The sequence below is a fragment of the Streptomyces sp. NPDC087859 genome, from assembly GCF_044742595.1.
GTDB lineage: Bacteria > Actinomycetota > Actinomycetes > Streptomycetales > Streptomycetaceae > Streptomyces > Streptomyces canus_F.
Genome location: NZ_JBIUUU010000006.1, coordinates 248,434 through 271,943, shown reverse-complemented (window position 1 = coordinate 271,943; position 23,510 = coordinate 248,434). Strand labels below are relative to the sequence as shown.

At 71.1% G+C, this 23,510-nt stretch carries 23 protein-coding genes; 13 read left to right on the top strand and 10 right to left on the bottom strand.

Annotation, left to right across the window (positions count from 1 at the left end; all coding sequences use genetic code 11):
* Positions 1-340: 340 nt before the first annotated feature.
* The 4 genes from ACIOHP_RS16575 to ACIOHP_RS16560 all read right to left on the bottom strand — a co-directional run bounded on the left by ACIOHP_RS16575 (position 341) and on the right by ACIOHP_RS16560 (position 4,131).
* The gene (locus tag ACIOHP_RS16575) at positions 341-1,828 is read right to left on the bottom strand and encodes a glutamate synthase subunit beta (protein WP_361544902.1); all 1,488 of its coding nucleotides are present in this window, start codon (positions 1,826-1,828) and stop codon (positions 341-343) included.
* A gap of 157 nt (positions 1,829-1,985) precedes the next feature.
* Positions 1,986-2,465, bottom strand: coding sequence for an anthrone oxygenase family protein (locus tag ACIOHP_RS16570; RefSeq protein ID WP_361544899.1), 480 nt, complete (start codon positions 2,463-2,465; stop codon positions 1,986-1,988).
* A 224-nt stretch (positions 2,466-2,689) separates the two neighbouring features.
* Entirely contained in the window at positions 2,690-3,385 is a 696-nt protein-coding gene (locus tag ACIOHP_RS16565; protein WP_401888025.1) for a DUF2293 domain-containing protein, read from the bottom strand.
* Between the two features lie 56 nt (positions 3,386-3,441).
* Positions 3,442-4,131, bottom strand: coding sequence for an NAD(P)-dependent oxidoreductase (locus ACIOHP_RS16560; protein WP_401888022.1), 690 nt, complete (start codon positions 4,129-4,131; stop codon positions 3,442-3,444).
* A 99-nt stretch (positions 4,132-4,230) separates the two neighbouring features.
* Here ACIOHP_RS16560 and ACIOHP_RS16555 point away from each other — a divergent pair, with 99 nt between their 5' ends.
* The 4 genes from ACIOHP_RS16555 to ACIOHP_RS16540 all read left to right on the top strand — a co-directional run bounded on the left by ACIOHP_RS16555 (position 4,231) and on the right by ACIOHP_RS16540 (position 6,322).
* The gene (locus ACIOHP_RS16555; RefSeq protein ID WP_401888019.1) at positions 4,231-4,626 is read left to right on the top strand and encodes a winged helix-turn-helix transcriptional regulator; all 396 of its coding nucleotides are present in this window, start codon (positions 4,231-4,233) and stop codon (positions 4,624-4,626) included.
* A gap of 17 nt (positions 4,627-4,643) precedes the next feature.
* The gene (locus ACIOHP_RS16550; protein ID WP_401888017.1) at positions 4,644-5,285 is read left to right on the top strand and encodes a uridine kinase; all 642 of its coding nucleotides are present in this window, start codon (positions 4,644-4,646) and stop codon (positions 5,283-5,285) included.
* Positions 5,286-5,365: 80 nt separating this feature from the next.
* The gene (locus ACIOHP_RS16545) at positions 5,366-5,779 is read left to right on the top strand and encodes a PPOX class F420-dependent oxidoreductase (protein ID WP_401888014.1); all 414 of its coding nucleotides are present in this window, start codon (positions 5,366-5,368) and stop codon (positions 5,777-5,779) included.
* A 114-nt stretch (positions 5,780-5,893) separates the two neighbouring features.
* Positions 5,894-6,322 carry a CBS domain-containing protein gene (locus tag ACIOHP_RS16540; RefSeq protein WP_401888011.1) on the top strand — a complete coding sequence of 143 codons (429 nt, stop codon included), beginning with the start codon at positions 5,894-5,896 and terminating at the stop codon, positions 6,320-6,322.
* Positions 6,323-6,504: 182 nt separating this feature from the next.
* Here ACIOHP_RS16540 and corA read toward each other — a convergent pair whose 3' ends face one another.
* A complete protein-coding gene (corA, locus tag ACIOHP_RS16535; protein WP_401888008.1) occupies positions 6,505-7,632 on the bottom strand; it encodes a magnesium/cobalt transporter CorA in 1,128 nt (375 codons plus the stop codon).
* Positions 7,633-7,888: 256 nt separating this feature from the next.
* On the opposite strand from corA, the gene ACIOHP_RS16530 reads away from it, so the two are divergent.
* Positions 7,889-8,683 carry a methyltransferase domain-containing protein gene (locus ACIOHP_RS16530; protein ID WP_401888005.1) on the top strand — a complete coding sequence of 265 codons (795 nt, stop codon included), beginning with the start codon at positions 7,889-7,891 and terminating at the stop codon, positions 8,681-8,683.
* 428 nt (positions 8,684-9,111) lie between these two features.
* On the opposite strand, the gene ACIOHP_RS16525 is transcribed toward ACIOHP_RS16530, so the two are convergent.
* Complete coding sequence (locus ACIOHP_RS16525) at positions 9,112-10,056, bottom strand: carbohydrate kinase family protein (protein WP_401888003.1); 945 nt, start codon at positions 10,054-10,056, stop codon at positions 9,112-9,114.
* The gene (locus tag ACIOHP_RS16520; protein ID WP_401888000.1) at positions 10,053-10,961 is read right to left on the bottom strand and encodes a pseudouridine-5'-phosphate glycosidase; all 909 of its coding nucleotides are present in this window, start codon (positions 10,959-10,961) and stop codon (positions 10,053-10,055) included. Before ACIOHP_RS16520 ends, ACIOHP_RS16525 begins: the two co-directional genes overlap by 4 nt.
* A 98-nt stretch (positions 10,962-11,059) precedes the next feature.
* Here ACIOHP_RS16520 and ACIOHP_RS16515 point away from each other — a divergent pair, with 98 nt between their 5' ends.
* Positions 11,060-11,488, top strand: a complete 429-nt coding sequence (locus ACIOHP_RS16515) for a VOC family protein (RefSeq protein WP_401887997.1) — start codon at positions 11,060-11,062, stop codon at positions 11,486-11,488.
* Positions 11,489-11,674: 186 nt separating this feature from the next.
* Here ACIOHP_RS16515 and ACIOHP_RS16510 read toward each other — a convergent pair whose 3' ends face one another.
* The gene (locus ACIOHP_RS16510) at positions 11,675-12,229 is read right to left on the bottom strand and encodes a methylated-DNA--[protein]-cysteine S-methyltransferase (RefSeq protein WP_401887994.1); all 555 of its coding nucleotides are present in this window, start codon (positions 12,227-12,229) and stop codon (positions 11,675-11,677) included.
* Between the two features lie 77 nt (positions 12,230-12,306).
* A complete protein-coding gene (locus ACIOHP_RS16505; protein WP_401887992.1) occupies positions 12,307-13,179 on the bottom strand; it encodes a glycerophosphodiester phosphodiesterase in 873 nt (290 codons plus the stop codon).
* Between the two features lie 279 nt (positions 13,180-13,458).
* Between ACIOHP_RS16505 and ACIOHP_RS16500 the strand changes: the two genes are divergently transcribed.
* The 7 genes from ACIOHP_RS16500 (at position 13,459) to ACIOHP_RS16470 (ending at position 22,131) form a co-directional block, all read left to right on the top strand.
* A complete protein-coding gene (locus tag ACIOHP_RS16500; protein WP_361488112.1) occupies positions 13,459-14,328 on the top strand; it encodes an MHYT domain-containing protein in 870 nt (289 codons plus the stop codon).
* Positions 14,329-14,368: 40 nt separating this feature from the next.
* Complete coding sequence (gene uvrB, locus ACIOHP_RS16495) at positions 14,369-16,498, top strand: excinuclease ABC subunit UvrB (protein WP_361488110.1); 2,130 nt, start codon at positions 14,369-14,371, stop codon at positions 16,496-16,498.
* A gap of 151 nt (positions 16,499-16,649) precedes the next feature.
* Positions 16,650-17,228, top strand: a complete 579-nt coding sequence (locus ACIOHP_RS16490) for a TerD family protein (protein ID WP_046263565.1) — start codon at positions 16,650-16,652, stop codon at positions 17,226-17,228.
* Positions 17,229-17,278: 50 nt separating this feature from the next.
* Complete coding sequence (locus tag ACIOHP_RS16485) at positions 17,279-19,297, top strand: TerD family protein (protein ID WP_401887987.1); 2,019 nt, start codon at positions 17,279-17,281, stop codon at positions 19,295-19,297.
* A 228-nt stretch (positions 19,298-19,525) separates the two neighbouring features.
* A complete protein-coding gene (locus ACIOHP_RS16480) occupies positions 19,526-20,527 on the top strand; it encodes a TerC/Alx family metal homeostasis membrane protein (protein ID WP_307032197.1) in 1,002 nt (333 codons plus the stop codon).
* A gap of 140 nt (positions 20,528-20,667) precedes the next feature.
* Entirely contained in the window at positions 20,668-20,970 is a 303-nt protein-coding gene (locus ACIOHP_RS16475) for a hypothetical protein (protein ID WP_401887984.1), read from the top strand.
* Between the two features lie 60 nt (positions 20,971-21,030).
* Positions 21,031-22,131: a calcium:proton antiporter gene (locus tag ACIOHP_RS16470; RefSeq protein ID WP_401887981.1), complete on the top strand. Its 1,101-nt coding sequence runs from the start codon at positions 21,031-21,033 to the stop codon at positions 22,129-22,131.
* A gap of 38 nt (positions 22,132-22,169) precedes the next feature.
* Here ACIOHP_RS16470 and ACIOHP_RS16465 read toward each other — a convergent pair whose 3' ends face one another.
* Positions 22,170-23,483, bottom strand: coding sequence for an MFS transporter (locus ACIOHP_RS16465; protein WP_401887978.1), 1,314 nt, complete (start codon positions 23,481-23,483; stop codon positions 22,170-22,172).
* Between the last annotated feature and the right edge of the window lie 27 nt (positions 23,484-23,510).

The window sequence follows — 23,510 nt, the reverse complement described above, 5'->3', positions numbered from 1 at the left end:
GGGACGCGCTGGGGTGGCCCTGCGCCTGACGGCGGAACGAAGGATGGGGCGAGCCACTGCCGATTCCGCAGGGGGCCGACGGCAGCACACCTCCTGCTCCAATGATCCCACCGCGGTACGTTTCCATGTCGGCCGGAAGCCACTTTTCGGACGGACGCAGAGAAATACGAGCACCGGAGGAGAGCGCCCGGTGCGCGCTCCTTCGCAGGCAGTACGCCGCCCCTCCTCCGGGGGAAGGAGACCCCTCAGCCGGCCTCCGGGGGCGAGGCCGAGCGGAGCCGAACGAGAGAGGGGCCGGCGGGCCGTGGTGCCCGCCGTCGCCGCTCGCGGCTCGGCCCGGTTACACCGTCATCGGCCGGTCGTACGGCCCGATCGGCGCCGGCAGTCGCGACGTGCCCGTCAGATGGCGGTCGACCGCCGCCGCCACCGCCCGCCCCTCCGCGATCGCCCACACGATGAGCGACTGCCCCCGGGCGGCGTCCCCCGCGGCGAACACCCCGGGAGCGCTCGTCGCGAAGTCGGCGTCCCGGGTGATCGTGCCGCGCGGCTCCATCGCCAGCCCCAGCTGATCGACGAGTCCGTCCTGTCGGTCCGGCCCGGAGAAGCCGAGGGCGAGCAGGACGAGATCGGCGGGGAGCGACCGCCCGGTGCCCGCCACCGGACGCCGCTCGGCGTCGACCTCGACCAGATGCAGCGACCGCACCTGCCCGTCCGCGTCGCCGGTGAAGCGGAGCGTGGACGCCGCGAACAGCCGCGCGTCCGCGTGGGCCGCCGGCGCGGTCCCGAGGTCGCCGGCCTCCTCGTGCGCGGCAGACAGCCGGTAGATCTTCGGATACGTCGGCCAGGGCTCGGCGTCCTCGTCGCGCTCGGCGCCCGGCTGGGCGTAGATGTCCAACTGGCTGACGGACGCGGCCCCTTCACGCACCGCCGTCCCCAGGCAGTCGGCCCCCGTGTCACCACCGCCGACGATGACGACATGCTTCCCGGCGGCGGACATCGGGGAGCGCTCCAAGTCCCCCTCGCACACCCGGTTGGCCAGCGGGAGATACTCCATCGCCTGGTGGATCCCCGCCAGCTCCCGCCCGGGCACGGACAGTTCACGCCACGCCGTGGCCCCGGTCGCGATCACCACCGCGTCGTACCGGGACCGCAGCTCCGCCGCCCCGATGTCCCGCCCGACCGCCGTCGACGTACGGAACTTCGTGCCCTCGGCCCGCATCTGCTCGATCCGCCGCTCCAGATGGTGCTTCTCCATCTTGAACTCGGGGATGCCGTACCGCATCAGCCCGCCGAGGCGGTCGTCCTTCTCGTACACCGCGACCGTGTGGCCCGCCCGGGTCAGCTGCTGCGCCGCCGCGAGTCCGGTCGGCCCCGACCCGATCACCGCGACCGTGCGCCCGGAGAGCCGGTCCGGTGGTCGCGGTGGTGCGAACCCCAGCTCCCAGGCCTGGTCGGCGATCGCGACCTCGACGTTCTTGATGGTGACCGCGGGCTGGTTGATGGCGAGCACACACCCTGCCTCGCAGGGCGCCGGGCACAACCGGCCGGTGAACTCGGGGAAGTTGTTCGTGGCGTGCAGCCGGTCGGCGGCCTGCCGCCAGTCGTCCCGGCTGACCAGGTCGTTCCACTCGGGGATCAGATTGCCCAGCGGACACGCGTCGTGGCAGAAGGGGATGCCGCAGTCCATGCAGCGGTCCGCCTGCTTGTTGATGATGGGCAGCAACGCCCCGGGGACATACACCTCGTCCCAGTCCCCGACCCGTTCCCCGACGGGCCGGCGGGGCCACTCCTGGCGAGGGGTGGTCATGAATCCCTTGGGATCGGCCATGGCCGTCTTCCTTGCGTGGGCATCGACGGGCCGTGCGTCATCGGCGGCACCCTTCCGGCCACGATACGTCCCGTCGGCCACTCGCGCAGGGGGGAGGGCAGGGCGAGGAGACAGCGCTTTCCGGCGGCTCCTCGGCGCTTTCCCCGTGCCCGTGCCGCTACGTGAGGGCCAGCACGTACGCCAGTGCCGCGGCGCCCGAGGCGACCATGCGGACGTGGTTCCAGACCGTCCACTCGCGCACGTACTCCGGCCAGTACGCGGCCGCTTCGGCCGTCCCCGCGTCCAGCCTCATCAACGTGTCGTTGCGCGGCACGTTCGCGACCATCGTCACCCCGAACGAGCCGAACAGATACAGCGCGCTGCCCAGCAGCAGCTCCACCGTCCCCTCGTCCGGCCACAGCACGAACGTCACCACCGCGATCACCGCGCACAGCACCGCCGACCCGGCGAACACGAGCATGAACGCGGGCCGCAGCGCGGTCACGTTGATCGCCTTCATCGCGGCGACGCCCTGCGCCGGCGGCAGCTCGGCGAGCCCCTTCATCACGAAGGTCGAGAAGGCGCAGAAGACGCCGGCCACCAGACCGGTGCCGAGCACACCCAGCACCGTCAGTGCGAAGTACGGTCCCTCGATCATGTCGTCAACTCCCGCATCGAGCCGAGATCCTGCCCGGCACCAACCGTCACCACAAGTGAATTCCCGTACGGGGAGGGTCACCATGGCCGAAGGCCGCGGGGGCATACGCGAGCGTCCAAAGACGAGAACCGCCCCTGCCGCGGGCCTCCGCATCACCGGTCTCCTCCCGGGCACGGCGGCACGGCGGCACGGCTTGGCGATGCCGTGGGACCGCGGTCTCGCCCTCAACCGGCCTCGGCCTCCGTCGCCCGCCATCCGCCCAGCACCCTCTCCACGGCCGCCGCGATCCGCCTGCGCGCCTCGTGCCGCGGAACCCCGCTCATCAGCAACTGGTCGTACGGCGTGTCCAGATGCCGTACGGACGCCACGACCGCCGAGAACACCGCCCCCTCGGACAACGCCCGCCCCGCCGCACTCCGCCCCACCCGCCCACTGCCCCGCACCGAGGCGTGCGCCGCGATCCCCTGCGCCCGCTCCGCCGGGCAGCCGGGAAACAGCCGCCGTATCTCCGCCGCGAACGCGTCCGTGAACCGCACGTCCTCCGCCGCCCGTCGCCGCGCGTCCCGCGACCGGCGCCGCCGCCGCGCCTCGGCGTCCGCGAGGCACCGCGTCTCCGCCCGCGTGAGCGCCTCCTCCTCGACGAGCACGCCCTGCCGCTCGTATCTCGCCTTGCGCCGGTTGAACCGGACGACCACCGCCGACAGCGCACTCTCCTCCCGCGCCCTGCGCGTCAACGCGGTGTCGCCGCGCGGCAGGAACACCAGATGCCCGAGATCGGCGCAGTCCAGACACCGCGGCGCCCCCTCCTCCAGCACCAGCAGCGACAGCGGCCCGCCCCGGCACTCGGCGCACTGCTTCCGCCTGAGCGGCTGGACGACGAGAAGCCCGGTGCGGCGCGGGGGAGTCGCGAGGCGAGACATACCGGGTTCATTCCCGCGGGCGGGCCATGAACCACGGCCTTGTCCTCCTCGGCCTCCTACGCGCCGCACTGCCCGGCGTCGACCACCGACACCCGCCTCCGATGCGCCGTGGGCCGCTCGATCTCGTCGACCACCGCCACCGCGAGGTCCGCGTACGACAGGACACGCGTCCCCTCGGGGGCCCGCTCCCCGCCCAGCACATAGCGCCCGGTGCGCGGAGCGCTCTCCTCCAGGCCTCCTCCCGGTGTGAGCATCACCCAGTCGACCGGGCCGCCGTCCTCCTGCGCCCGCAGCCGGTTCAGCCCCGCCGTGTGCGCCAGCGCGAACGGCCGGATCTCCGGCGGGAACACCGCGGGATCGTCCATCACCGGCCGCCCGTCCGCCCCGAGCAGATCCGCGAACAGCCCCACGGCGACCAGCCGCCGCACGCCCGCCGCGGTGAGCCCGCCGAGCAGCGCGTCCGCCGCCTTCACGAAGAAGTCCGGGTCGAGCGTGTCGAAGCCCTGCTCCGGCCCGCTGAACGGCGACACCGCGTGCACGGCGGCCAGGTGCCCGCCGGCCACGGAACCGACCGAACCGGGATCCGTCACATCACCCCGGACCACGGTGACACCGTTCGCCCCGAGCTCCGGGTACCGCGCCGGATCCCGCACCACGGCCGTCACCTCGTACCCACGCCGCCGAGCTTCCGTCGTGACGGCCCGCCCCGCCCGCCCGCCCGCTCCGAGGACGACGATCCCACTCATGCCCAACCTCCTTGCCACGCACCGCGGTTCGGTGCCTGGCCTGGACGTTAGAGGCGCAAGGGCCGGTTACTTCAACGGTATCGGCGCTAACCTCGACCGATGACCGACTCCCCGGACGGCATACCGTCGGCTCCGCTGGACCCCGACATGTTCGCCCCTGTCTGCCCTTCCTCCGTGATGCCCTTCCGGGTCGGGGAGAAGTGGACCGGCATGGTCATCCGCTGCCTCGAAGGGGGCCCGCGCCGCTTCAACGAACTCAGGGTCCCGCTCAGGGCCGTCACCCCCAAGGTCCTCGCCGAGACCCTGCGCGCGATGGAGCGCGACGGCCTCCTCACCCGCACCGCGTACGAAGAGAACCCGCCCCGCGTCGAATACGCCCTCACGCCTCTCGGCCGCACCCTGATCCCGCTGCTCGACGCCGCCCGCGCCTGGAGCGAGACCCACCTCCCGCATCTGCTCGCCGCCCGTCGGCTCCATGAGCGGGACGCGTCCTGACCGTCGGCTGACGCATCATGGGCCGTGTGCGACTCGAAGCGATCACCTGGGAGCGGCTCGGCGATGTGCTGGCCGACCGTCTGCTCGACCTGAAGCCGGCCGACGACAGCCCCTGGCCGCGTGTCGCCTTCGACGGCGCCCCCGCGGCCCGCCCGCAGGATCTCGCCGAGCGTGTCTCCGAGGCGTTGCGGATACGCGGCCGCCCTTCGCTCGTCGTCGGCACCCAGGGCTTTCTGCGTCCCGCCTCGCTCCGCCTGGAGTACGGCCGCCAGGACGTGGAGGCGTACTACAACGGCTGGTTCGACACCGGTGCCCTGTGGCGCGAGGTCTTCGGCCCCCTCGAACCGGGCGGCGACGGCCGCGTCCTGCCCGACCTGTGGGACCCCGACACCGACCGCGCCACCCGCAGCCCCTATGTCCGACTTCCGCCCGGTGGCGTCCTGTTGCTGCACGGTCCCCTCCTGCTGCGGCACTGGTTCCCCTTCGATCTGTCCGTCCACCTCCTCCTCTCCCCGGGCGCCCTGCGCCGCCGCACCCCCGAAGCGGACCAGTGGACCCTGGAGGCCTTCGAGCGCTACGCGGACGAGACCGACCCCGCCGGCACCGCCGACGTCCTGGTGAGGGCCGACGATGCCCGGCACCCGGCGTGGGGCGGTTGACCCGGCATTTCCGGCCGTTCTCCGGAGAAGATCCACCCAACCACTTTTATATGCGCATGCATCTAACTAGGGTGGGGGGCATGACGACTTCCCTGAGTGATCACCTCTCTTTCGACGACTCCGTCCGCGCCCTCCTCGACGGCAAGAACTTCGCCAGCGTCGCCACCCTCGGCCCCGACGGCTCCCCGCAGAACTCGGTGGTCTGGATCAAACGCGAGGGCGACACCGTTCTCTTCTCCTCCGTCGACCACCGGCAGAAGGTCCGCAACCTCCGCCGCGACCCCCGGATCAGCGTCTCGGTCTACGACCTCGCCAACCCCTACACCTCGGTCGAGATCCGCGGCACCGCCGAGATCCTCCCGGACCCGGACAAGCGGCTCCCGCACGACCTCTCGCACAAGTACCTCGGCATCGACCCGCCCGCCGAGAAGGAGGACGAGGCCCGCGTGATCATCCGCATCCTGCCGCGGAAGATCGTCGGATTCTCGGCCTGAACGGCTCCCCCGGGCTCCGGGTGCGGGGGCCCGGCGGCGCGGCGAGAATGTAGGGCGCCGGGACCAGCGGCGCGCCCCGCGCCGCGCCGGCCGCCCGGCACCGGGAGGTACTTCATGACCACCGCCGGAGACATCATGCACCGCGGCGCCCAGTGGATCCCCGCCCACGAGACCCTGGACCGCGCCGCCCAGCTGATGCGTGAGCTCAATGTCGGAGCCCTGCCCATCAGCGACGAGAACGAACGGCTCTGCGGCATCCTCACCGACCGCGACATCGTCATCGGCTGTGTGGCCGTGGGGCACGACCCCGCCAAGGTCACGGCCGGGGAGATGGCCCAGGGCACCCCGCGCTGGATCGAGGCGGGCGCCGACGTCGGCGATGTGCTCCGCGAGATGCAGGACCACCAGATCCGCCGGCTCCCCGTCATCGAGGACAAGCGCCTGGTCGGCATGATCAGCGAGGCCGACCTGGCCCAGCATCTGACGGAGGACCAGATCCACACCTGGGCGGAGAGCGTCTACGCGAAGAGCCCGATGCGCTGATCCGGGAGGCGCGGTCGGAGGGGGGTGCGGACGGGGGTGGGCGCGGTCGGGGGGTGTCGGGTGGGTGAGAGTGCGCCCGCCTCCGACGGATGGAGTCCGACCCGTCCACTCCCGGTTCGTTCTCCGCCCCCGGTTCGCTCTCCGCCCCCGGTTCGTCCTCCGCCCCGGTCTCTCCTCGGGATTCAGAGCCAGCCGTTGCGCCGGAAGCCGCGGTACAGCGTCAGACACGCGACGGCTATCACGCCGAGGACCAGGGGATAGCCGTACGTCCAGCGCAGTTCCGGCATGTGCTCGAAGTTCATGCCGTACACCCCGCAGACCATCGTCGGCACGGCGACGATCGCGGCCCAGGCCGTGATCTTCCGCATGTCCTCGTTCTGTGCGACCGAGACCTGGGCGAGGTGTGCCTGAAGGATCGAGTTGAGCAGTTCGTCGAAGGCGGCGATCTGGTCCTTGGCGCGCAGCAGGTGGTCGGACACATCGCGGAAGTAGGCCTGTATCTCCGGGGCGACCGCCCGTATCGGCCGGGTGGAGAGCTCCTCGATCGGCCGGGTCAGCGGGACCACGGCCCGCTTCAGCTCCAGGAGTTCGCGCTTGAGCTGGTAGATGCGCCCCGGGTCGAGCCGTGCGCCGTTCTCGGAGAAGACGTCCGACTCGACCTGGTCGAGGTCGGCCTGCACCAGGTCGGTGACGTGCAGATAGTCGTCGACCACATGGTCCGCGATCGCGTGCAGCACCGCGGCGGGGCCCTTGGCGAGCTGTTGCGGGTCCGCCTCCAGCTCCTCGCGCAGCGGGCCCAGCGAGCCGTGCATGCCGTGCCGGACCGTGATCACGAAGTCCTCGCCGACGAACACCATGATCTCGCCGGTGTTCACCACCTCGCTCGTCGCCGTGAGCTCCTCGTGCTCGACGTAGCAGACCGTCTTGAACACCGCGAACAGCACGTTGTCGTACCGCTCCAGCTTCGGCCGCTGATGTGCCTCGATCGCGTCCTCGACCGCCAGCGGATGGAGCTCGAAGAGTTCCGCGATGCCCGCGAACTCCTGGTCCGTCGGTTCGTGGAGACCGAGCCAGACGAAACCGTCGCCGTGCTTGCGCACCAGCTCCACGGCGTCGACCAGATCGCTGCCGCCCTGGACGCGTCCGCCGTCCCGGTACGTCACGCAGTTCACCACGGAGGAACCCAGGGGGGATCGGGCCGGGTGGCTCAGGTCGACGCGTCGGCGCCGCCGCGCCAGCCGCGCCACCTTGCGGAGGCCACCGACCCTGCTGAGGCTCGTGACCTTCCGCAGATTCCCTGCCATGGACATCTGGATCTCCTAGCGTGGATCCCCGCTCACCGCATCTCTGCGCCCTGGCCGGCCAGTCTGCCAGCTCGGGGTAAAAGGCGTGCAAGCCTGTGGGAACAGGATGTTCCGCTTTGTTCCCGCCTGTGGATGACGGGCTTCGGCCGCTGTGACGGCGAGGTGACCGCCGTTGGTTCCGGCGTGCGCCGTCGTACGGTGGCGGTGGGGCGCCGGAGCGTCGACCCGTATGGACAAGACGGGTAAATGGGATGATCGCGACATGATGCGAACCGACGGGTATCTCCTCGACAACCAACAGGCCGAGGCCGCAGAGCGCTTCGACGCCTTCGCCGCCCTCTTCGACCCCACGACGTTCCGGCACCTCGAGTCGTTCGGCATCGGACCCGGCTGGCGCTGCTGGGAGGTCGGCGCCGGCGGCACGTCCGTGGTGTCCTGGCTGGCCAAGAAGGTCGGCCCGACCGGACGGGTCGTCGCGACCGACATCGACACCTCGCGGCTCGCCCCGGCCGCCCGGCCGCCGGTCGAGGTCCGGGTCCACGACGTGGGCACGGAGGAGGCGCCGGGGGAGGGCTTCGACCTCGTCCACGCCCGGCTCGTCCTCGTCCATGTGCCCGACCGGGAACGGGCGTTGCGGTCGATGGCAGAGTCCCTGCGTCCCGGCGGCCGTCTCCTGATCGAGGACGGCGACCCCGCGCTCCAGCCCCTGACCTGCCCCGACGACCACGGTCCTGCCGAGCAGTTGGCGAACCGTCTGCGCCAGGGCTTCCGCCGACTGCTGGCCGACCGCGGCGCCGACCTCTCCTACGGCCGCCGCCTGCCGCGCCTGCTCCGCGAGGCGGGTCTGCACCGCGTGGAGGCCGATGCGTACTTCCCGCTCAGCTCACCCGCCTGCGCGGCCCTGGAGTCCGCCACGATCCGCCAGATCCGCGACCAACTCGTCACCGCGGGCCTCGCCACGGACGACGACATCGACCAGCACCTGGCGAACGTCGCGGCGGGCGGCATGGACCTGGCCACGGCGCCGATGATCTCGGCGTGGGGGCGCAAGGCGTAGGGCGGGGCGGGGATCGGCGTGCGGGAGGGGCCGGGAGCCGCGGTCCCTTCGGCCGACGGCGGTCGGGAACGCCCGGCGACAGGCAGGCGCCGGGTCGGGCGCCGTCAGGGGCGGGTGAGGGGCTGTGGGGCGCCGCCGCTCGGGTCCGGGAGCCGGTGCGAAGTGGTTCACGGCGCCGGTCCACTTCGGGCCATCGGCCGGCGCTGTGAGGGATCGGCGGTCCGCTCGGGTCCGGGAGTCGGCGTGAAGCGGCCCGCGGTGCCGGTCTGCTTCGGGCCATCGGCCGGCGCTGTGAGGGATCGGCGGTCCGCTCGGGTCCGGGAGTCGGCGTGAAGCGGCCCGCGGTGCCGGGCCGCCTCGGGACACCGGCCGGCACACTGCGGGATCGGCGGTCCGCTCCCCATGAGCCGCCGCCCGGTGGTCGAACGTCAGCCGGTCACGGCCGGAGGTCTGCCGCCCACCCGCTCGACCGCCATCGCCCCCGCCCGGCACCCCTCCCGCGCCGCCTCCTCGGGCTCGGCACCCGTGAGGAGAGCGGCGAGGAACGCGCCCGTGAACGCGTCGCCCGCGCCCGTGGTGTCCCTGGGTGTCGCCGGTACGGCCGGGACCTGGGCGAGCACCGTGCCGGAGCGGGCCACCAGCGCACCGTCCGCCCCCTGTTTGGCGACCACCAGCGGGACGTGCCGGCTCAGCTTGGCCGCCGCGTCCGCCGGGTCGGGCAGCCCCGTCAGCAGACGCGCCTCGTCACGGCTGGGCAGCAGGACGTCGATCCCCTCCACCAGTGCCAGGAAACGGTCGACACCGAGTTCCACGAGGAACCCGGTCGACGCCGGATCCAGGCTCACCGGCACACCACGCACGCGTGCGGCGGCCAAGGCCACTTCCACCAGCGCGCGGCTCGGCTCCGAGAACAGCAGATAGCCCGACAGATGCAGGCGGGCCACCCCGTCGAGCAGCGCGTCCGACCAGTCGTCCGGCTCGAACCGCAGGGCCGCGCCGCTGTCCGTGAGGAACGTCCGCTCGGCTGCGGCGCCCGCGTCGACGAGGCAGATCACCGTCCCGGTCGGCGCCTGCGCATCGACGACGAGTCGGGGCCGTACCCCGCAGGCCACCAGCTCCCGCTCGTGCCATGCGGCCGCGTCCGTACCCACCCGCCCGAGCAGCCGTACCTCGACGCCGCCCCGACCGGCCGCCCAGCAGGCCACGTTGGCCCCCGCCCCGCCCGGCAGCGTCCGGATCGCCGCAGCCGTGTCGGTGCTCGGCGCGAGAGGCCCCCGGTGCCGGGCCACGATGTCGGTGACGACGTCACCGACGACCAACAGCGCACCACCCGGCACCGGTTCGGCCCCGGAGCCGTCCGCCTCGACCGTCACGCCCCGGCCCAGGCCGCCGCGATCCGCCCTGCCAGCCGGACGTTGCCCCGCACCGCCGCCAGATTGGCGCTCAGGGAGGCGCCGTCGGTGTGCCGCACGAGGTAGGAGAGGAGGAACGGCGTGACCCCCTGGCCGGTGACCCCCGCCTCCTCGGCGGCCCGCAATGCGTCCGCGAGCACGCGCGCGTGGAGCTCCGGGTCCAACTGCTCCGCCTCGGGGACCGGGTTGGCGACGATCAGCGCCGACCCGGGTCCGTCCAGAGCGTCCTGAGCCCGCATCACCTCCGCCACCCGCTGCGGGGAGTCCAGCGTCCAGTCCACCGGATGGCCCGAATCGGACAGGTAGAAGCCGGGAAAGCGGTCCGTGCCGTACCCGGCCACCGCCACGCCGAGCGTCTCCAGGCGCTGCAGGGTCGCCGGCACGTCGAGGATCGACTTCACGCCTGCGCAGACCACCGTGATCCGCGTGCGCGCCAGCAGTCCCAGGTCCGCCGACTCGTCCTGCGTCACCGTCCACTCCCGGTGCACCCCGCCGAGCCCACCGGTCGCGAACACCCGCACACCCGCCAGCGCCGCCAGCTGTGCCGTCGCCGACACCGTGGTCGCCCCGCTCGCCCCGGCGGCCACCGCGAGCGGCAGGTCACGATGGCCCAGCTTGCGGATCCCGTCCTCGTTGGCCACCCGCTCCAACTGCTGCTTGTCCAGGCCGACATGGGGTCGCCCGTCCAGCACCGCGATCGTCGCGGGTACGGCACCCTCCTGCCGTACGACGTCCTCCAGCTCCAGCGCCACCTGCAGGTTCCGCGGCCGCGGCAACCCGTGGGCGATGATCGTGGACTCCAGGGCCACCACGGGTCGACGCGCGTCGACCGCCTCGCGCACTTCCTCCGACAACACCAGCACCACGCGCCTGCCTCCTGTCGATGGGTCCTCCCTGATCTCTGGCGGGCAGCGCACCCGGCCAAACCCTTGCGGGCTGTGGGGGAGGACATCAGCCTGGGGACATGACGGACAACGCCATACGTCTCGACCATGTCGTCCTCTGGGTGCACGACCCGGTGGCGTCGGCCGACTTCTACGAGAAGGCGGTCGGCATGGCACCCCTGAGGGTCACCGACTACGCCGCGGGGGCGGTGTCCTTCCCCTCCGTACGCCTCAATGACGAGACCATCTTCGACCTGATGCCGCTCACCATGACGGAGCGCATGACGATGCTCCCCGGCGCCACCGAGAGCTCGGGACATCCCGTCAACCATGTCTGCCTGGCCCTGCCGGGCGACGACTTCCAGGCACTCCGCGTCCGCCTGGAGGAACAGTCGGTCCCCGTCTCGGACTTCTCCTACGACTCCTTCGGCGCCCGCGGCATGGCCCGCCGCAGCTTCTACTTCCGCGACCCCGACGGGAACGTCTTCGAGGCCCGCCACTACGAGTAGTGGGGCGCGGCGCGGCGAGGGGCCACTCGTGCGCTGCCCCCTCCAGAGGTGTCAGACCGGCCGTACCCCGCCCAGAGTGCCGCCCGCGCGCGTGATGCCCATCAGCGAGTCGAGGGCCGTCTCAGGCGCCTCGGGGGCTGCCGCCGCGGCTTTCGTGGGGGACGGATCCGGCCCGCTCTCCGGCCCTCAGAACAGCGGTTCCGGTAGTACCCCCTCCAGGGCGAGCAGCTTCCGCTTGGTCTCCAGACCGCCCCCGAACCCGCCGATGCCGCCGTCGCGCTCGACGACCCGGTGGCAGGGCACGACCACCGGCAGCGGATTGGCGCCCATCGCCGCCCCCACGGCCTGGGCCGCCCCCGGCTGGCCGACCCGTCCGGCCAGGTCGCCGTAACCCACGACACTGCCGAACGGCACCCCGGACGCCAGCTCGCGCAGCACCTCACGGTTGAAGCCGGAGATCAGCGACCAGTCCAGCGGCAGCTCGAAGTCGTGCCGCGCGCCCGCGAAGTACGCCTCCACCTGGCGTATCGCCTCGGCCAGCAGCGGGGAGCCGAGCGCTTCCACGGGCTCGGTGCCCAGCCGGGACGCCAGCCGGTCGAGCGCGTGGTCGCGCACCGCCTCGGTGGCGTGGAACACGACGTTGACCAGACCCTCGCGGGTCGCGGCCAGCAGCAGCGGACCGATGTCGGTGTCCACCACGGCCCACACGACCTGCTGCTCGTACTGCCCATGGCTGTTCATGCGACCCACCGTACGACCCGCCACTGACAACGCCCGGGGTGCGGCCGGAGCACGGCACCCCCCGGGCAGGACAGCTCTCAGGGCGCTCCCACCGCGTCCCGCACCACGTCCGGCGTGTTCGTGATGATGCCGTCGACGCCGTACCTCGCGACCCGCCTCGCGGTCGTGGCGTCGTTCACGGTCCAGGTGAAGACCTCCAGCGGCTTGCCGTGCGCCCCCGTGAACGCCTGGACGGCGGAGACGTACCCGGTGGAGATGGTGCTGTGCGACGGGTTGATCTGGTCGGTGAACTGCGCGTAGGCGGCCAGGTCCGTCACGTTCGGCGTGCCGAGCAGACCCGTCCTGACGTCGGGCTTCAGCTTGTGGACGGTGCGCACGGTGTCCGCGCTGAAGCTCTGCACGATCAGCTTGGACCGGTGCTGCCGGTCGAGCCAGCTCTCGTTGGCGAGGACCTTGAGGGTCTGCTGCTCGATGCCCGGGTACAGCTCGGGGTTCTTGATCTCCAGCAGCAGCTTCTGGTGGTTGCGGTCGACACGGCGCACGTACTGCTCCAGGGTCGGAACGCGCGCGCCCGCGTAGGCGGGGCCGAACCAGCTTCCCGCGTCGAGGCGCGCGATCTCGGCCGCCGTGAAGTCCTTCACCTTCCAGGGCGCCCGGTCGGGGAAGACCTCCTCGGCGTCCGTGGTGCGTCGCAGGTTGTCGTCGTGGACGACGACGAGCGCGCCGTCCCGGGTGCGCTGGACGTCGTTCTCGACCCAGCGGATGCCCAGCTCGGCAGCCTTGTCGACGGCGGCCAGGGTGTTCTCGGGGGCGTAGGCGGACGCGCCCCGGTGGGCGATGACCGTCGGCGGTTCGCCGACCTCGACGGCGCGGACGTCGGAGGCGGGGAGCAGGAGAGTGGCGGTCCCCAGGAGCGCGGAGGTCGTGGCGGCAAGTACGCGCGCGTGCATGCTGTCTCCTTGCGGCGAGCGATCACGGACAGCTCAACTGTGACAGCAGAGGGTCAATGGCAGGGGGGTACAGAATGGCCACAGATTGAACGGGGTTGCCCAACTCCGCTCACTGGTGCCGCACAACTGCGGCAGGGGCGTGTTTCTTTGCCGGAAAATCGTTCGACCATTCCGGTGGGAGTCATACTCTCTGCCTCGGCCCTGACCGCTCGGGCGGTCCTGGGAGGGGGCGCATTTCAGCACATTCGGGGACGTAAGAGGGCGGGAAGGACACCGCGCATGCAAGGCACGGTCGACGGATTCAGCTACGGACTCGTCACACCGCTGGTGGCCTACTTCATGGCTTGCCTGGGAGGTGCCCTCGGTCTGCGCTGCACCACCCGGTCCATGCTCGTCTCGAACTCCTGGAGACCCGGCTGGCTCGCCCTCGGATCCGCGGCCATCGGTTCCGGCATCTGGACCATGCACTTCGTCGCCATGATGGGCTTCACGGTCAAAGGCGCGCCGATCCACTACGACAAGCCGACGACCTTTGCGAGCCTGGGCGTCGCCATCGTCATGGTGGGCGTCGGGATCTTCATCGTCGGCTACCGGGGTGCGAGCGGAACGGCCCTGTTCACCGGCGGCACCATCACCGGCCTCGGGGTCGCCTCCATGCACTATCTCGGCATGGCCGGAATGCGGTTCAACGGAAAACTGGAATACAACACCCTCACCGTGGCCGCCTCCGTCGTCATAGCCATGTGTGCCGCCACCGCGGCCCTGTGGGCGGCCGGCCAGGTCAGAGGCTTCCTGTGGAGTGTCGGCGCGAGTCTCGTCATGGGGCTCGCCGTCAGCGGTATGCACTACACCGGCATGGCGGCCCTCAGTGTCCACCTGCACGGCGCCGGCGGCGCCCCCTCCTCGGGCGACTCGCCCGCCGAGCTGCTCGCGCCCATGATGGTCGGCCCCCTGGCCTTTCTGCTGATCGCCGGCGTCGTCGTGATGTTCGACCCGCTGATGGTCATGGGCAAACCCGAGTGGACCCCCACCGAGAACAAGCCCGGCATCCCGGCCCACGCCGACATCCCGCACACCCCGCGCGGCACCGCGGTCCGCCCCCGCCGAGGCGTCGGCCACCGCGGCTCCCGCACCCCGCAGAACCGCTGATCGGACCGCGTTGTCAGTGGGGGGTCGTACGGTGGACTCCATGCGGCCCGTTTCCCAGATCGAACGCACGGTGGCGCCCTTCGAGGTCGTCAGTCCCTACCAGCCCAGCGGCGACCAGCCGGCGGCCATCGCCGACCTGGCCAAGCGCATCGAGGCCGGTGAGAAGGACGTCGTCCTCCTCGGTGCGACCGGCACCGGCAAGTCCGCCACCACCGCGTGGATGATCGAGAAGCTCCAGCGGCCCACCCTGGTGATGGCCCCGAACAAGACCCTGGCCGCCCAGCTGGCGAACGAGTTCCGGGAGCTGTTGCCGAACAACGCGGTCGAGTACTTCGTCTCGTACTACGACTACTACCAGCCCGAGGCCTACGTCCCGCAGTCGGACACCTACATCGAGAAGGACTCCTCGATCAACGAGGAGGTCGAACGCCTGCGCCACTCCGCGACCAACTCACTGCTCACCCGCCGTGACGTCATCGTGGTCGCCTCGGTCTCCTGCATCTACGGCCTCGGCACCCCGCAGGAGTACGTGGACCGCATGGTCCCCCTCAGGGTCGGCGACGAGATCGACCGCGACCAGCTGCTGCGACGCTTCGTGGACATCCAGTACACGCGCAACGACCTGGCCTTCAGCCGCGGCACCTTCCGCGTCCGCGGCGACACCATCGAGATCTTCCCGGTCTACGAGGAACTCGCCGTCCGCATCGAGATGTTCGGTGACGAGATCGAGGCCCTGTCTACCCTCCACCCGCTCACCGGCGAGATCATCAGCGACGACCGGCAGCTGTACGTCTTCCCGGCCTCCCACTACGTCGCCGGCCCCGAACGCCTGGAGCGGGCCGCCAACGACATCGAGAAGGAGCTGGGCGAGCGCCTCACCGAGCTGGAGAAGCAGGGCAAGCTCCTGGAGGCCCAGCGTCTGCGCATGCGAACGACGTACGACCTCGAGATGCTCCGCCAGATCGGCTCCTGCTCGGGCGTCGAGAACTACTCGATGCACTTCGACGGCCGCGAGCCCGGCTCCCCGCCGAACACCCTGCTGGACTACTTCCCGGACGACTTCCTGCTCGTCATCGACGAGTCGCACGTCACGGTCCCGCAGATCGGCGCCATGTACGAGGGCGACGCCTCCCGCAAGCGCACCCTCGTCGACCACGGCTTCCGGCTGCCCTCCGCCCTCGACAACCGCCCTCTGAAGTGGGAGGAGTTCCAGGAGCGGATCGGACAGACCGTCTACCTGTCCGCGACACCGGGCAACTACGAGCTCTCCCGCGGGGACGGCGTCGTCGAGCAGATCATCCGCCCGACGGGCCTCATCGACCCGGAGGTCGTGGTCAAGCCCACCGAGGGCCAGATCGACGACCTGGTGCACGAGATTCGCAAGCGCACCGAGAAGGACGAGCGTGTCCTGGTCACCACGCTCACCAAGAAGATGTCCGAGGACCTCACCGACTACTTCCTGGAGCTCGGCATCCAGGTCCGCTATCTGCACAGCGACGTCGACACCCTGCGCCGCGTCGAACTGCTGCGGGAGCTGCGCTCCGGCGAGTACGACGTCCTGGTCGGCATCAACCTCCTGCGCGAGGGCCTCGACCTGCCCGAGGTGTCCCTGGTGGCCATCCTCGACGCCGACAAGGAGGGCTTCCTGCGCTCCGGCACCTCCCTGATCCAGACCATCGGCCGCGCGGCGCGCAATGTCTCCGGTCAGGTCCACATGTACGCCGACAAGATCACCCCGGCGATGGCGAAGGCCATCGACGAGACCAACCGGCGCCGGGAGAAGCAGGTCGCGTACAACACGGCGAACGGCATCGACCCCCAGCCGCTCCGCAAGAAGATCAACGACATCGTGGCGCAGATCGCCCGCGAGGACATCGACACCGAGCAGCTGCTCGGCTCCGGGTACCGCAAGCAGAAGGACGGCAAGGCCGCCAAGGCCCCCGTGCCCTCTCTCGGCGGCAAGGCGGCCAAGGGCACCAAGGGCAAGGCCAAGGAGACCGTGCCCACCGACCGGCCCGCTGCCGAGCTCGCGGGGCAGATCGAGGAGATGACCGAGCGCATGCGCGCCGCCGCCGCCGACCTCCAGTTCGAGATCGCGGCCCGGCTGCGCGACGAGGTCTCCGAGATGAAGAAGGAACTGCGTCAGATGAGGGAGGCGGGCCTGGCCTGACGGGCGCCGGCCCCCGCTGCGAACGCGCTGTGTTGCAAGACCGACACAAAGTGCGGACCTGGGTAGCGGCACTGTCAGTGCCACTGCGTAGGGTTCTGGTCAACCGCGGAGCCCGCGGTAACAGGGGACAGTTCGAGAGGGGAATCAGCGCGTGACCGTCAACATGACCAAGGGTCAGGCCATCAGTCTGCAGAAGAACGATGGCGGCAGCCTGACTTCGGTGCGCATGGGTCTCGGCTGGCAGGCGGCTCCCCGTCGCGGCCTGTTCGGCTCGCGCACCCGGGAGATCGACCTCGACGCCTCCGCTGTCCTGTTCGCGGACAAGCAGCCGGTCGACGTCGTCTTCTTCCGCCACCTGGTGAGCGACGACGGCTCGGTGCGCCACACCGGCGACAACCTCGTCGGCGGTGTCGGCCAGGGTGGCGACGACGAGGCGATCCTCGTCGACCTGGCGCGCATCCCGGTCCACATCGACCAGATCGTCTTCACCGTGAACTCCTTCACGGGCCAGACCTTCCAGGAGGTGCAGAACGCGTTCTGCCGCCTGGTCGACGAGACCAACGGCCAGGAGCTGGCCCGCTACACGCTCGCGGGCGGTGGCGCCTACACGGCCCAGATCATGGCGAAGGTGCACCGCACGGGCCCCGGCTGGACGATGACGGCCCTGGGTACTCCGGCCAACGGCCGTACCTTCCAGGACCTGATGCCGGCGATCCTGCCGCACCTGTAAGCCGCGCGAGCGGTACCCGACACCGAACAGCGACACAGGGGGACGAAGGCATGACGGCCGAGCTGGTGCGGGGGCAGAACCACCCGCTCTCCCAGGCCCGTCTCGAGATCCGGGTCTCGGCCGACAAGCCGATCGTGGCCGGAGCCGCGTTGAGCGACGAGCACGGCAAGGTCCACGGCGCGGAGTGGGTGGCCCACCCGGGCACACCCACCCTGCCGGGCCTGGAGGTCTCCCGGCAGGCAGCCGCCGACCACCGCCTCGCGGTGGACCTCGGCGCCATGCCGGAGGCGGTGCACCGGATCAGTGTGCTGCTCGCCCTGCCCACGGGAGTGGCGGGCCCGGTCCGCTTCGGCGGCCTGGCCGCCCCCTTCGTCGCCGTCACCGGCCTCGACGGCAGCGAGGTCGCCAGCTACACCATCACCGGCCTGGAGGCGGAATCCGCCGTCGTCGCCCTGGAGCTCTACCGTCGGCAGGGCGCCTGGAAGGTGCGCGCCGTCGGCCAGGGGTACGCCGGCGGGCTCGCCGAACTCCTGGCGGACCAGGGCATGCCGGAGGCCCACACGCTCGCCGGCAGCATCAACGAAGCCGTGGTACAGGGCCTGGCCCGCTCCGTACCGGCCCCGCCGCGCACCGCCGACGGCGACCGCACCCGGCAGACGGCCGCCCCGGCACCCGGCCCGGACCAGGGAGGCACGGCATCCCAGGGCGCCGTGCCACCGCAGCCGCCGACATCGCCCTACGGCGCCCAGGGGCCCGGCCAGCCCACCTCTCCCTACGGCGCCCAGGGCGCCCAGCAGGGCTCCACGGACCCCTCCGCCGCCACCCAGCCGTCCACGCCCACCGCGGGCGGCCCGGTCGACTACAGCCACCCGAGCCGGCAGACCACCGCACCGCCGCCGCCCCCGCCGACCGCGCCCCCGGCCCAGCCCGGGCAGCCGCAGCAGCCCGTCGCGGGCGACGCGACCGGCTGGTCCATGGACGAGCGGCTCTACAACCAGGTGTGGGGCATGTTCGAGGACCTGGCCCGCAGCATGGCCGCGTACCGCAGTGCCGTCGACTTCGCCGAGTCGCGCATGGAGAAGGAGCTCGACCAGGTCCTGTCCGACCCGCGCAGCCGGATCGGGGGCCAGGGCGACGCCGCGCGCGAGGCGGCCCGCGCCAAGCACGCCCAGCTCGTCGACCAGGCCCAGGCGGTCCTCGACCGGGACCTCGCGCAGCTCGCCGCCGAGGCCGATGTCGTGGAACCCGCGCTGCCGCCGGCGTACGCCCGCTGGGACAACCCCGTCTGGCACGGCTACCGGGTGCCGATGGAGATCCCCATGGCCCTGCGCCTGGGCGACCTCCACCTCCCCGAGGCCCCGCAGGTGAGCATCCCGATGCTGGTCAGGCTCCCGCTGGAGCGCGGACTGTGGATCGACAGCGGGCGGGCCGGCACGATCGACGGCTCGTACACCGACTCCCACGAAGTGAAGCGCCTGGCCATGGACACCGCGGTGGCAGTCGCGGCGCGACTGCTCGCCGTCTATCCCGCGCGCGAGTTCACCGTGCACGTCATCGACCCGGCGGGCTCGGGCCGACAGGCGCTGGTGCCGCTGGTGCAGAGCGGCGTGCTCGCGGCCCCGCCCGCCGTGGGCGCGGCGGGTGTGACGGACGTCCTGGCCCGGCTCACCCAACGGGTCGACCTGGTGCAGATGGCGGTGCGCGGCGGTGCGCCCGACGCGCTCCCGCCCGGCTTCGACACCTCCGAGCAGCTCCTGATCGTCAACGACTTCCCGCACGGCTTCGACGACCGCGCCGTGACCCAGCTGCGCTACCTCGCCGACGAGGGCCCGGCGGTCGGTGTCCATCTGATGATGGTCGCGGACCGTGAGGAGGCCTCCGGGTACGGTCCGTTGCTCGACCCGCTGTGGCGTTCGCTGATGCGACTCACGCCGGTTCCCGACGACCATCTCGCCGATCCGTGGGTGGGGCATGCCTGGACGTACGAGCCCTCGCTCGTGCCGACGGGCAGCCAGGTGCTCCAGCAGGTGCTTCAGCAGGTGGCGGCGGCCCGTACCAAGTACACGTAAAGTCGCCTGACCAGGTGCTTTGACCTTTCTTTTGCCAATCGCTTTACCTTTCCTTGGTGATTGGGGTACCGTCTTCCTCACGGAGGGGAGTACTCCCTGTCGATGCGGCGTACCCGTCAATACGGATCGGATCCGATCCCGGGGCGTCGGCCCACCTTGGGTGGAAGAGACCTCCGGCAGCGCGACGACGCTGGTTATTTGCCGTTACGTAATGCCGGAGGCGCATCAATGGATGTTTCCGTGACCCTGTGGGTCCTGACGATCGTGGGCCTCGCGGCCCTCATCGCGGTCGACTTCTTCATCGGCCGCAAGCCGCACGACGTGTCCATCAAGGAAGCCGGAATCTGGACCGTCGTCTGGATCGCCCTGGCCGGCCTCTTCGGCCTCGGCCTGCTCATCTTCGGCGGTGGCCAGGCCGGCGGAGAGTTCTTCGCGGGCTTCATCACCGAGAAGTCCCTGAGCGTCGACAACCTCTTCGTCTTCGTCCTGATCATGGCGAAGTTCGCGGTCCCGTCGCAGTACCAGCAGCGGGTCCTGCTCGTCGGTGTCCTCATAGCCCTGGTGCTGAGGGCCATCTTCATCGCCGCGGGCGCCGCGATCCTCGCCAGCTTCGCGTGGGTGTTCTACATCTTCGGTGCCTTCCTCATCTGGACCGCCTGGAAGCTCATCCAGGAGGCCCGGGCCGACGAGGACGAAGAGGAGTTCGAGGAGAACAAGCTGCTCAAGGCCGCCGAGCGCCGCTTCGGTGTCGCCGACCGATACCACGGCACCAAGCTGTGGATCGAGGAGAACGGCAAGCGGGTCATGACCCCGATGCTGGTCGTCATGCTCGCGATCGGCACCACCGATGTGCTCTTCGCCCTGGACTCGATCCCCGCGATCTTCGGCCTGACCCAGGACCCGTACATCGTCTTCACCGCCAACGCGTTCGCCCTGATGGGTCTGCGCCAGCTGTACTTCCTCATCGGCGGTCTGCTGAAGAAGCTGGTCCACCTCAGCTACGGCCTGTCGATCATCCTCGGCTTCATCGGCGTCAAGCTGGTACTGCACGCCCTGCACGAGTCCGGCGTCCACGTCCCGGAGATCTCCATCCCGGTCTCCCTCGGCGTGATCTGCGCGGTCCTGATCGTCACCACGCTCACCAGCCTCCGTGCCTCCAAGAAGCAGGCGGCGGCCGAGGCGGCGCAGGCGCAGAGCGATGGCGCTCCGAAGGACAGCATCGACGTCTGACCACGTCGGACGTAGGAACAACCAGCACCGGGAGCGCCGCGCGGCCAATTGCCGCCCACCGCTCCCGGTGCTTCCGTTGTGTGCGGAGCGTCTCCCGCCCGGAGACGCCATGACCGGGTGGAGGCACTATGGACGCACCCATGAAGTTCGTACAGATCATCGACTACGAGACCGACCGCATCGAAGAGATGGAGGCGCTGGGCCGGCAGGCGGAGGAACAGTTCGCCGGCCGCACCGACGGCCCCACCCACCGCATGGTGCTGAGGGACCGCAGCAATCCCGACCGCTACCTCGTCGTGATCGAGTTCGACTCCTACGAGGAAGCCATGCGCAACAGCGGCGACCCGGAGACGGGTAAGTTCGCGGAGCGGATGGCCGCGTTGTGCACCAAGGCACCGACCTTCACGGACTGCGATCTGGTGGACGTCACCGAGCTCAAGTGAGGCCCGGGGGCCCCGTCCCGCCAGGGTGCGGGGCCCCACCCCCTCTGCGACGATCGCTGCATGATCACTCGGCTCAGGTCGCTCACCACCCAGTGGACGATCCTGGTGCCGGTGCTCGCCGCCGTCCTCCTGGCCTTCACCTGGGGGCGCGATCTGCCGGGCGTGATCGTCGCCCTGGTGACCCTGGTCCTCGCGGGCGCCGTCCTGGCCGCCGTGCACCACGCCGAAGTGGTCGCGCACCGGGTCGGTGAACCCTTCGGCTCGCTGGTCCTCGCCGTAGCCGTCACCATCATCGAAGTCGCCCTCATCGTCACCCTGATGGCCGACGGCGGCGGTAAAAGCTCGACGCTCGCCCGGGACACGGTCTTCGCGGCCGTGATGATCACCTGCAACGGCATCGTCGGCATCTGCCTCCTGGTCGCCTCCCTGCGCCACGGCATCGCCGTCTTCAACCCCGAGGGCACCGGCGCCGCCCTCGCGACCGTCGCCACCCTGGCCACCCTCAGCCTGGTCCTGCCGACGTTCACGACCAGCAAGCCGGGCCCGGAGTTCTCCGGCGTCCAGCTGACCTTCGCCGCGCTCTCCTCACTGGTCCTGTACGGCCTGTTCGTGGCGACCCAGACGGTGCGGCACCGCGACTACTTCCTCCCGATCACCCGCCAGGGCGTGGTCGTCACCATCGACGACCACGCCGACGCGCCGTCCTCCCGCACCGCCCGGATCAGCCTCGGGCTGCTGGGACTGGCCCTGATCGGCGTCGTCGGCCTGGCCAAGGGCGTGTCGCCCACCATCGAGTCCGGGGTGTCCGCGGCCGGACTGCCGCATGCCGTCGTCGGAGTGATCATCGCCCTGCTGGTGCTCCTCCCCGAGACCATCGCCGCGCTGCGCTCCGCACGCCGCGACCGCGTGCAGACCAGCCTCAACCTCGCGCTCGGCTCCGCGATGGCCAGCATCGGCCTCACCATTCCCGCCGTCGCCCTGGCCTCCATCTGGCTCGACGGCCCGCTCGTCCTGGGCCTGGGCGCCACCCACATGGTGCTGCTCGCCCTGACCGTGGTGGTCAGCTCCCTGACCGTGGTGCCGGGCCGGGCCACCCCGCTCCAGGGTGGCGTGCACCTGGTGCTGTTCGCGGCCTACCTGGAGCTGGCGATCAATCCGTAGACCGACCCGTCGACTGATCCGAGGATCGATTCCCCGGATCAGTCCATGGCCGGCTCCGGCTCCGCCGCGGCGGCCACCGGCACCGGACGCGTCTCCGGCAGCAGCGCGAAGCACCCCAGGCTCAGCAGCGCGATCCCCGTCAGATACGCCCCCACGCCCCACGGCACCCGGCCGCCCCGCTCGGCGAGCGCCGTCGCCACGATCGGCGTGAGCGCGCCCCCGAGGACCCCGCCGAGGTTGTAACCGACCGCGGCGCCCGTGCAGCGCACCCTCGGTTCGTACAGCTCCGGCAGGTACGCGGCGATCACGGCGAACATCGTGATGAACGCGAGCATCGCGCCCAGGAACCCCAGGAATATCAGCAGCGGCTCGCCGGTCGAGAGCAGCGCGACCAACGGGAACATCCACACGGCCGCCGCCGCGCATCCCGCCAGACACAGCGGCCGCCTCCCGTAGCGGTCGCCGAGCAACGCCACCACCGGCGTCAGTGATCCCTTCACCACGACCGCGGCCATGATGCAGGCCAGCATGACCGTACGGCCCACGCCCAGCCGCTCCGTCGCATATGCGAGGGACCAGGTCGTGACGGCGTAGAAGATCGCGTACCCGACCGCGAGGGCCCCGGCCGTCAGCAGGACGAGCCGCCAGTGGTCGCGCACGACCTCGACGAGCGGCACGCGCGCGTGGTCGTCGATCTCGAGGAAGCTGGGACTCTCGGCGAGCGACGACCGCAGCCACAGTCCCGCCACGGCCAGCACCCCGGCCGCCCAGAACGGCACCCGCCACCCCCACGCGGCGAACTGCGCCTCGGTCAGCGACGCCGACAGGACGAGCATCACGCCGTTGGCGAGCAGAAATCCCACCGCGGGTCCGATCTGCGGGAAGCTCGACCACAGGGCCCGCCGCTCGGGCGGCGCGTGCTCGGCCGTCAGCAGCACGGCCCCGCCCCACTCCCCGCCGAGCCCCAGTCCCTGCAGGAACCGCAGCACGAGCAGCAGCAGGGGAGCGGTCACCCCGATCGAGTCGTACGTCGGTACACAGCCGACCGCGACCGTGGCGCCGCCGGTCAGCAGCAACGAGGCGACGAGGACCGGCCGTCGCCCGCGCCGGTCCCCGATGTGCCCGAACAGCACCGAACCCAGCGGCCGCGCCACGAACCCCACACCGAACGTGGCGAAGGCGGCCAGCGTCCCCGCCAGCGGCGAGAACGTCGGGAAGAACAGCGGCCCCAGGACCAGCGCCGCAGCGGTCCCGTAGACGAAGAAGTCGTAGAACTCGATGGCCGTCCCGGCGAGCGAGGCGGCCGCGAGCCGCGGCATGGAGGGCGCCCTTACGGTGCGTACGTCGTGCATGCCGCGTCAACCACCCACGGTGACGAC